Annotated in this window: 9 protein-coding genes; all 9 read right to left on the bottom strand. The window is 45.5% G+C overall.

What is annotated here, in order from left to right; all coding sequences use genetic code 11:
* A partial coding sequence (locus AC1DSE_RS26030; protein ID WP_477528409.1) for a dihydrodipicolinate synthase family protein occupies positions 1–136 on the bottom strand: 136 nt, incomplete at its 3' end.
* A 25-nt stretch (positions 137–161) separates the two neighbouring features.
* A complete protein-coding gene (gene dapG / locus AC1DSE_RS26025) occupies positions 162–1,376 on the bottom strand; it encodes an aspartate kinase (RefSeq protein WP_339208970.1) in 1,215 nt (404 codons plus the stop codon).
* A 62-nt stretch (positions 1,377–1,438) separates the two neighbouring features.
* On the bottom strand, positions 1,439–2,473 hold the full coding sequence (gene asd, locus AC1DSE_RS26020; RefSeq protein ID WP_441881232.1) for an aspartate-semialdehyde dehydrogenase: 1,035 nt from the start codon (positions 2,471–2,473) through the stop codon (positions 1,439–1,441).
* A 28-nt stretch (positions 2,474–2,501) separates the two neighbouring features.
* Positions 2,502–3,092, bottom strand: a complete 591-nt coding sequence (locus AC1DSE_RS26015) for a dipicolinate synthase subunit B (RefSeq protein WP_076269194.1) — start codon at positions 3,090–3,092, stop codon at positions 2,502–2,504.
* Positions 3,089–3,988 (bottom strand): dipicolinate synthase subunit DpsA, encoded by a 900-nt coding sequence (gene dpsA / locus AC1DSE_RS26010; RefSeq protein ID WP_441881236.1) that lies wholly within the window; start codon positions 3,986–3,988, stop codon positions 3,089–3,091. Before dpsA ends, AC1DSE_RS26015 begins: the two co-directional genes overlap by 4 nt.
* Positions 3,989–4,116: 128 nt before the next feature.
* Entirely contained in the window at positions 4,117–4,596 is a 480-nt protein-coding gene (dut, locus tag AC1DSE_RS26005; protein WP_441911347.1) for a dUTP diphosphatase, read from the bottom strand.
* Positions 4,541–5,809 carry a M16 family metallopeptidase gene (locus AC1DSE_RS26000; RefSeq protein WP_076269191.1) on the bottom strand — a complete coding sequence of 423 codons (1,269 nt, stop codon included), beginning with the start codon at positions 5,807–5,809 and terminating at the stop codon, positions 4,541–4,543. The genes dut and AC1DSE_RS26000 overlap by 56 nt, the downstream gene beginning before the upstream one ends.
* 123 nt (positions 5,810–5,932) lie before the next feature.
* On the bottom strand, positions 5,933–6,928 hold the full coding sequence (locus AC1DSE_RS25995; protein ID WP_441881239.1) for a polysaccharide deacetylase family protein: 996 nt from the start codon (positions 6,926–6,928) through the stop codon (positions 5,933–5,935).
* 202 nt (positions 6,929–7,130) lie between these two features.
* On the bottom strand, positions 7,131–7,739 hold a 609-nt coding region (locus tag AC1DSE_RS25990; protein ID WP_477528408.1), incomplete at its 5' end, for a S1 RNA-binding domain-containing protein.

Raw genomic sequence — 7,739 nt, 5'->3', positions numbered from 1 at the left:
TGCCTGAAACGACAAGACTATCGCTTTGCTGCTCCTCAATCAAATAATCAATTAATTTTGCTGTCGTTTCCCAATCAATATGACCGTCCGCATCAAATGGGGTTACCATTGCGGTAATTAGTCTTCCAAATTCCATCTGAATTCCTCCCAAAAAAGTTGCTCTATCGATGAAGCTCGAACTTCGCGTGCAGAGAACGAAGTGCCTCTACCATATCCGCTTCACGAACGAGCACCCATATCGTTGTATTAGAATCAGCCGATTGCATGATTGAAATGCCCTGCTCCGTCAGCGCTTCCACGATACGCGCCATAACGCCTGGCTCTCCATTCATACCACCGCCGATGACGGATACTTTAGCACAGCCTTTAATAGCTGAAGGTGCAAAGCCGCATTCCTTCAGTACATCAACTGCACGTTTAGCATCATGATCAAATACGGTATAAACTGCACCGCTTGGCGTTACATTAATAAAATCAACACTAATATGATGTTTAGCCATAGATTGAAACACTTGCAGCTGCACGTCATTTCGGCCTTCAATAGCCTTTACTGATATTTGAGTAATCCCTGCTGCATGGGCAATTCCTGTAACATGACGATCCTTAACCGCCAGCTCAGCCTTAAGCTCAGCAGAATCAGTTACTAATGTGCCTGTTTCACTTGAGAAGGTAGAACGAACACGGAGCGGTATACGAGCCTGCTGAGCAATCTCAACGGCACGAGGATGGATAACCTTAGCTCCTTGCCTTGCCATGTTGCATATTTCAGCATAGCTTACGACAGGAAGCGGTTTCGCCTCCTCGACTAATCTAGGGTCCGCCGTTAAAATCCCGTTAACATCCGTATAAATATCGACCATTTCAGCGCGCAGCGCAGCACCTAATGCTGTAGCTGAAGTATCGCTTCCGCCGCGGCCAAGTGTTGTCGTATCTCCTAATGCAGTGCTTCCTTGAAAACCTGTTACGATTACAACGGTTCCTTCACGTAAATGATGAAGCACCTTATCTGGCCGAATCTCTTTGATTCGGGCTTGCCCATACTGCTCGTCAGTAATCATGCCCGCCTGTCCTCCGGTTAGGACAACGGAAGGAATGCCGCTCGCAATGAGCAAGCTGCATAAAGCGGCTGCAGAAATAATTTCTCCGCAGCCTAGCAGCATATCTCGCTCACGCGCTGGCAGCCTGTCGCCATTATCACGTATAACCTGAAGCAAGGTATCCGTTGCGTAAGGATCGCCCTTACGCCCCATAGCAGATACGACTACGACTACAGCAAGGCCACTGCTGCGTTCTCTGGTAATATGACTAATTACGTGTTCTCTGGCATGATCGGTAGAAAGAGAGGTGCCCCCGAATTTTTGAATCAGGATGCGCATATTATAATCCTCCATGATCGATCCAGGGAAGAAGCAAGCTTTATTACCTTTTACTTAATACATTAACCTCTTGCGATATGTTCAGCGATTTGAACAGCATTCCATGCTGCTCCTTTGAGCAGGTTATCGGAGACGATCCACATATTAAGTCCGCGATCCGAACCAAGATCACGTCTCAAGCGACCAACAAATACATCCGGCTTACCGGCAGCATCAGTCGCAAGCGGGTATTGCTGATTAGCAGGATCATCAACGAGCGTAACGCCCGGTGCATCTGCAAGCAGCTGCTTAACCTCTTCCAAATCGTAGTCGTTTTTGAGCTCAACATATAGAGATTCCGAGTGACCGTAAACGACAGGAATTCGCACGCATGTAGCTGTAACCTGGATAGACTCGTCACCCATAATTTTTTTCGTTTCGCGAACCATTTTCATTTCCTCAAGCGTATAACCATTCTCTTGAAACTTATCAATTTGCGGAATCGCATTAAATGCAATTTGATGCTTAACCGGCAATGCGCCTACTGGAAGAATAGCTGGGTTTACCTCTTCACCCTGAAGTGAAGCTGTAGTTTGACGAAGCATCTCATCAATGGCAAGATTTCCAGCACCAGAAACCGCTTGATAGGTGGAAACGATAATACGCGAAATGCCAAAACGGTCTTGTAGCGGTTTAAGAGCTACTACCATTTGAATGGTCGAGCAGTTCGGATTAGCGATTATGCCCTTATGCTCGCTAACCTTCTCAATATTTACCTCAGGAACGACAAGCGGTGTGTTTTCGTCCATGCGGTATGCATTGGTGTTATCAATACATACTGCACCATGTTTAACCGCATGTGGAGCCAATGTTTTAGTAACATCGCCTCCTGCACTAAACAAAGCGATGTCGATACCTTCGAAGCTCTCCGGCTTTGCTTCTTCAACCGTAAGCTCCTGATCTTTAAATGTAATTTTTGTGCCGGCTGAGCGAGCAGACGATAACAGCTTAAGCTTTCGGATCGGGAAGTTTCTGGAAGCAAGTAATTTCAGTATTTGTTCTCCTACTGCGCCTGTTGCACCAACAACTGCAACGTTAAACAATTTCTGATACGACATCTGTTGTCGTCTCCCCTCTATCCGTGTGTCATGAATGACGTTCGACAAGCAGAGGCTGCAGCTGTTTGCCAGAGAGGGCAGCTTCGCATGCTTCCAAGACCAAATCCATTCTGGCAACAAGCGAATTAGGCTTCTGCACCGGGTTATCTTGGCCGAACGGTACAAAATAAATATGTTTAGCCACTAATAGCTTCGCTATGTTAGCGGCATTTAAACCAAGTCCATCATTTGTCGAAATAGCAAGAACCAGCGGACGGCCGTTGCGCATTTGGGCTTTAGCAGCCATAAGTACTGCGCTGTCCGTTATCGCATTTGCAAGTCGGCTTGTCGTATTTCCTGTGCAAGGTGCTATGACAAGAACGTCCAGCAGCTTAGAAGGCCCAAGTGGCTCCGCCTGCACAATGGTCGAAATAAGTTCATTTCCGGTAATCGCTTTTAACTGTGTTTGCCAATCCTCGGACTTTCCAAATCTAGTGTCCGTTGTCATAAGTGTATTCGAAACGATCGGCACCACATTGGCCCCCGCATCGACGAACCGCTTAATTTCAGGCATAACTTCAGCAAACGTACAATGTGAGCCTGACAATGCATAACCCACCGTAATCCCAGACCAATTCATATCCCATTCCCCCGCTTAATCGTATCGTCCAAAATCAACTGAGATAAGCAATCCGCTATGATACGTCCAGCTGTTTTCGGTGCGACGATACCGGGTAGTCCGGGTGCGAGCATCGCTTTAATGCCACGCTTCTCAGCGAAGCGGAAATCTGTCCCGCCAGGCTTCGATGCGAGGTCAATAATGACGGCTCGCGAAGGTAAATTTGCGATAATTTGTGCTGTGACTATCATAGTCGGAATTGTATTAAAAAGCAAGTCAATATTGCTCACATGATGCAATAAACCACTGATGTAGAAAGGCTCAAAACCCATCTCTGCCGCTCTTGCGAACTGCTCTGAACGCCGTACACCGACCTTCACTTTGGACCCCAAACCTTGAAGCGTTCGTGCCATTGTAAAGCCTGTTCTACCGAAACCAAGCACCATAGAAGAAGACCCATGAATCGTAATATCCGTATTCTGAATGGCCATCATTAAGGCGCCTTCCGCTGTCGGAATTGAATTGTATATGGCAACATCATCACGGTCAAACAGCTCAACGAGCGACAGTGAATGCTGCTCGCATAGCTGACGCAAATAAGGCTTCGCCATTCCTGTATATACTGTGCAATGTTTTGGCAGCTTTGCAAAATGGCTGTCTGCCAGCTGCATTTGTCGGTCACTAAAAACACTCTGGATGATCCCTTGATCATCAGTGCCTACGGCAGGCAACAACAACGCATCGACGGATTCAAAAAGCTGTTCCTCGAACTCCGCCTGTACCGCTCCGTCGAGTGACGAATGCAAGCCGTCAAAACCCGAAACTGTGACAGCAGCATCAAGCTCAGTCAGCTTTCGAATTACCTCCAGCTGCCTTGCATCACCACCAAGCAGCAGCACTTGAACGCCTGTTAGCATTAAGCTTCACTCCTTTCTTGCTAATAGCTCTAGATCATCTTATGCTTGCGCCCAGAGCGGGGTGAAAAAGAAAAAAAGATCGGGCATATGCCCGATCTTCTTAATACTCATTTATGAATTCAAATCGCTTAAACGCCAGTATGTCCAAACCCGCCGGCACCTCGTACGGTGTCAGGCAGCTCATCAGCTTCTATAATCGTAACTGCCGGCACGAGTTGGAATACCATTTGAGCTATTCTTTCCCCGCGCGTAATTGTAAACGGCTGATCGCCTAAATTAACGAGCAGCACTTTCACTTCTCCTCGGTAGTCCGCATCAATCGTTCCTGGTGAATTCAAGCAAGTAATGCCATGCTTATACGCAAGGCCGCTGCGCGGTCTAATTTGCGCCTCCAGCTCCCCGGGCATTGCCATTGCAAAGCCGGTAGGAATAAGCTTACGCTCGCCTGGCTGCAATACAACAGGCTCTCCTACAGAAGCTTGCAGATCAAAGCCAGCTGCCCATTCGGACATTTTTTTCGGTATGGCTATATCTTCATTTCCTTCTAATCGTTTAAACTGAACTTGATACAAATTGATCCCTCCTGAGCTCTGCTGCTGCTTTATCATTCGTTCCGACCATTGCAACGGAGAAAGGAGCAGCTAACATACGCTTCGTAACATCAACTACATCTGACATCTGCACCGAATCGATACGCTTCAACAGCTCATCAAGCGTGTAATGATGACCGAGCATCAACTCGTTTTTGCCCAATCGATTCATTCTGCTGCTCGTGCTCTCTAAGCTCAAAATCAAGCTGCCCTTCAATTGCTCCTTGCCGCGGTGCAGTTCATCCTCGCCTAATCCTTTTACGGACAGCTCGTTCATCTGCTCCATCGTTAAATCAAGTACTTCCTTCGTTTGCTTAGGCGCCGTTCCAGCATATAAAGTAAACAAGCCAGTATCCGCATAGGAAGTGTGATAGGAATAGACAGAATACGCGAGTCCGCGCTTCTCTCTTATTTCTTGGAACAGCCTCGAGCTCATTCCGCCCCCTATAGCATTGTTAAGAAGAATCATGGCATACAAATTTGAATCGGTAATCGAGCACCCCGGGAAAGAAACACATAGATGGTTTTGCTCTGTTTTCTTTTTGTAAAACAAATAATCGCCATGAAATGCCGGAGGCGTAATGATGGATGAGGCTGGCTTGCTATTCTTAAAGCTTCCAAAATATTGTTCCATTAACGCAAGCAAGCTCTGCTCTTCAACATTGCCCGCAACACTGATTACTACATTCTCAAGTGTATACGTATCATTCATATATCCGCGAAGCGTATCGGAGGTCATGGCAGTCAAACGATCCTCAAGCCCCAGTATCGAATAAGCAAGCGGGTGTTCACCGAATGCTGCACGAGAAGCTTCGTCATGCACCTTATCATCCGGAGTATCCTCATACATAGAGATTTCCTCTAGAATAACATTTTTTTCTTTCGCCAATTCTTCCGGATCGAACTGGGAATTAAAAAACATATCCGAGAGAGCGTCTACGGCAAGCGGCAAATGCTCATCAAGCACCTTGGCAAAATAACACGTATATTCCTTCGAGGTAAACGCATTGACATTTCCGCCTATACCGTCGAATAAATCCGCTATGTCCTTTGAAGTACGGCTTTCTGTGCCTTTGAACAGCATGTGTTCAATGAAATGGGAGATGCCGTTATTTTCAGGTGTCTCATTGCGTGAGCCCGTTTTGACCCATATGCCAAACGATACTGATCTTACTGTCGGTATGTATTCAACGACAACACGCAATCCATTGCTAAGTGTGTATTTGTTCATCAGTAGTCCTCCTCATGTTTTGTGCAGCAAAATGATCATAATTATACGTCTCATCATTTTGCCTTACAAAACTGACATCATATACATGTGACTCTAAACATGAATGTTTTTACTATAGCAGAATCAGTCCGCTCCCTCAACTTCATCGGGAATCCGCTTGGAGGAAAGCGTCTCACTAACCGTTCCTATCGCGTAGCCTTTTGATTTAGCTGTAGCAATTATGCCAGGCAGCGCATCTCGTGTTGTGGCTGTAGGATGCATTAATATTAGCGCTCCAGGCTCTAATTTCGCTGCAATTTTGCGCACAACGGCATCTGCCGGCGGTTTCTGCCAATCAACCGTATCAATGGTCCACAGCACCGTTTTTAACCCCTGCTCCTCGGCGATCTGGACAGTAGCTTGATTAAAAGAGCCCGAAGGCGGAGCAAACCATTTGTTGTTTACGTTCAAGCTCGATTTTAATAAAGCTTCGGTTTTGGCTATTTGATTGTATTGCGCTTCCCTGCTAATCGCACTCATATCAGGATGAGTATACGCATGATTAGACATTTCATGTCCTTCAGCTTGTATTTGCTTAGCAACATCAGCGTTTTTACTTAGCCAACTGCCATCAAGGAAAAAGGTAGCTTTCACCTTTTCACGTTTAAGTGTTTTTAAAATGGAATCTATGTACTCATTGCCCCAAGCAACATTGATCATAAGCGATATCATCTTTTTGTTGGGATTGCCGCGAAAGATCGGATGTGGACCAAGATCATTAAGGCTAATTTCGGGTTCAACCTCTTTATATACATAAGGAATGGTTTGAGAAGGCGGAGCGAGCAATGCAGCTTCGAGTGTTTTATCCACATCGACTTCCAAGCCGTTATACCCTGGAATAGCTCTCCAAACACGATCAATCCGCGCGTCTACTGGTGCAATATTCAGCTTATCTGCTTCTTCTGAAATCATGTTCAGCAGCCTCTGCTTCTCCGATTGCGTATAAGAATATTGTGCATAAACCATTTTATTATCATATTTTAAAGAAGAGAGAAATTTTGATATGTCGTCGTTCATACTGACGAATACAAGCACTAGAAGCATGCTTGCCACAATTGCAGCTGATTTTCTAAGCATCATTATTCCCACTCCCATATAAGTCCTCGCACGCTTCCTAAGCTTGACCTTATTTCGGCATGTTAATTCATATGTATGAAAAGTAGGACGAGAATATGCAGCGGATGGGCTAGATGGTGACCCGATGTCGCTTAAAAAAACAAAAAGAGCCAGATCAAATCTGTCTCTTTTCTTCTTATTAATATGACCGCCAAGCCTTAAAAGCTTATTGCGGCGATGCTTCTGGCGTCATCAAAATTTTGGCAGACAAGTTAATACGGCCTTGTCCGTCAATTTCGGTTACTTTAACTTTGATTTGGTCGCCAATGTTAACGACATCCTCTGTTCTTGCAACACGTTCATTTGACAATTGAGAAATATGGACAAGTCCATCTTTGTTCGGCAGAATTTCAACAAAAGCACCGAACTTCTCAACGCGCTTAACCGTACCCATATAAATTTCACCAACAACCACTTCTTTAACAATACCTTCGATAATCGATTTAGCTTTTTGGTTCATCTCTTCGTTTGAAGAAGCGATAAATACCATTCCGTCTTGCTCGATATCGATTTTCACGCCAGTTTCTTCAATGATTTTGTTGATGATTTTTCCGCCTGCGCCAATAACATCACGGATTTTGTCCGGATTAATGCGAAGCGTCAAAATTTTCGGTGCATACTTCGATAAGTTTGGACGAGTAGTCGGCAAGCTTTCGAGCATTTTACCTAGGATGAAAATACGGCCTTGGCGAGCTTGTTCAAGCGATTGCTCCAAAATAGCGCGGTTGATGCCGGCAATCTTGATATCCATTTGAATAGCTGTAACGCCTTCAGC

The sequence above is a fragment of the Paenibacillus sp. 01L418 genome (assembly GCF_056400045.1).
The sequence above is the reverse complement of the archived record's forward strand: the minus strand, read 5'-3'. Positions and strand labels throughout refer to the sequence as shown.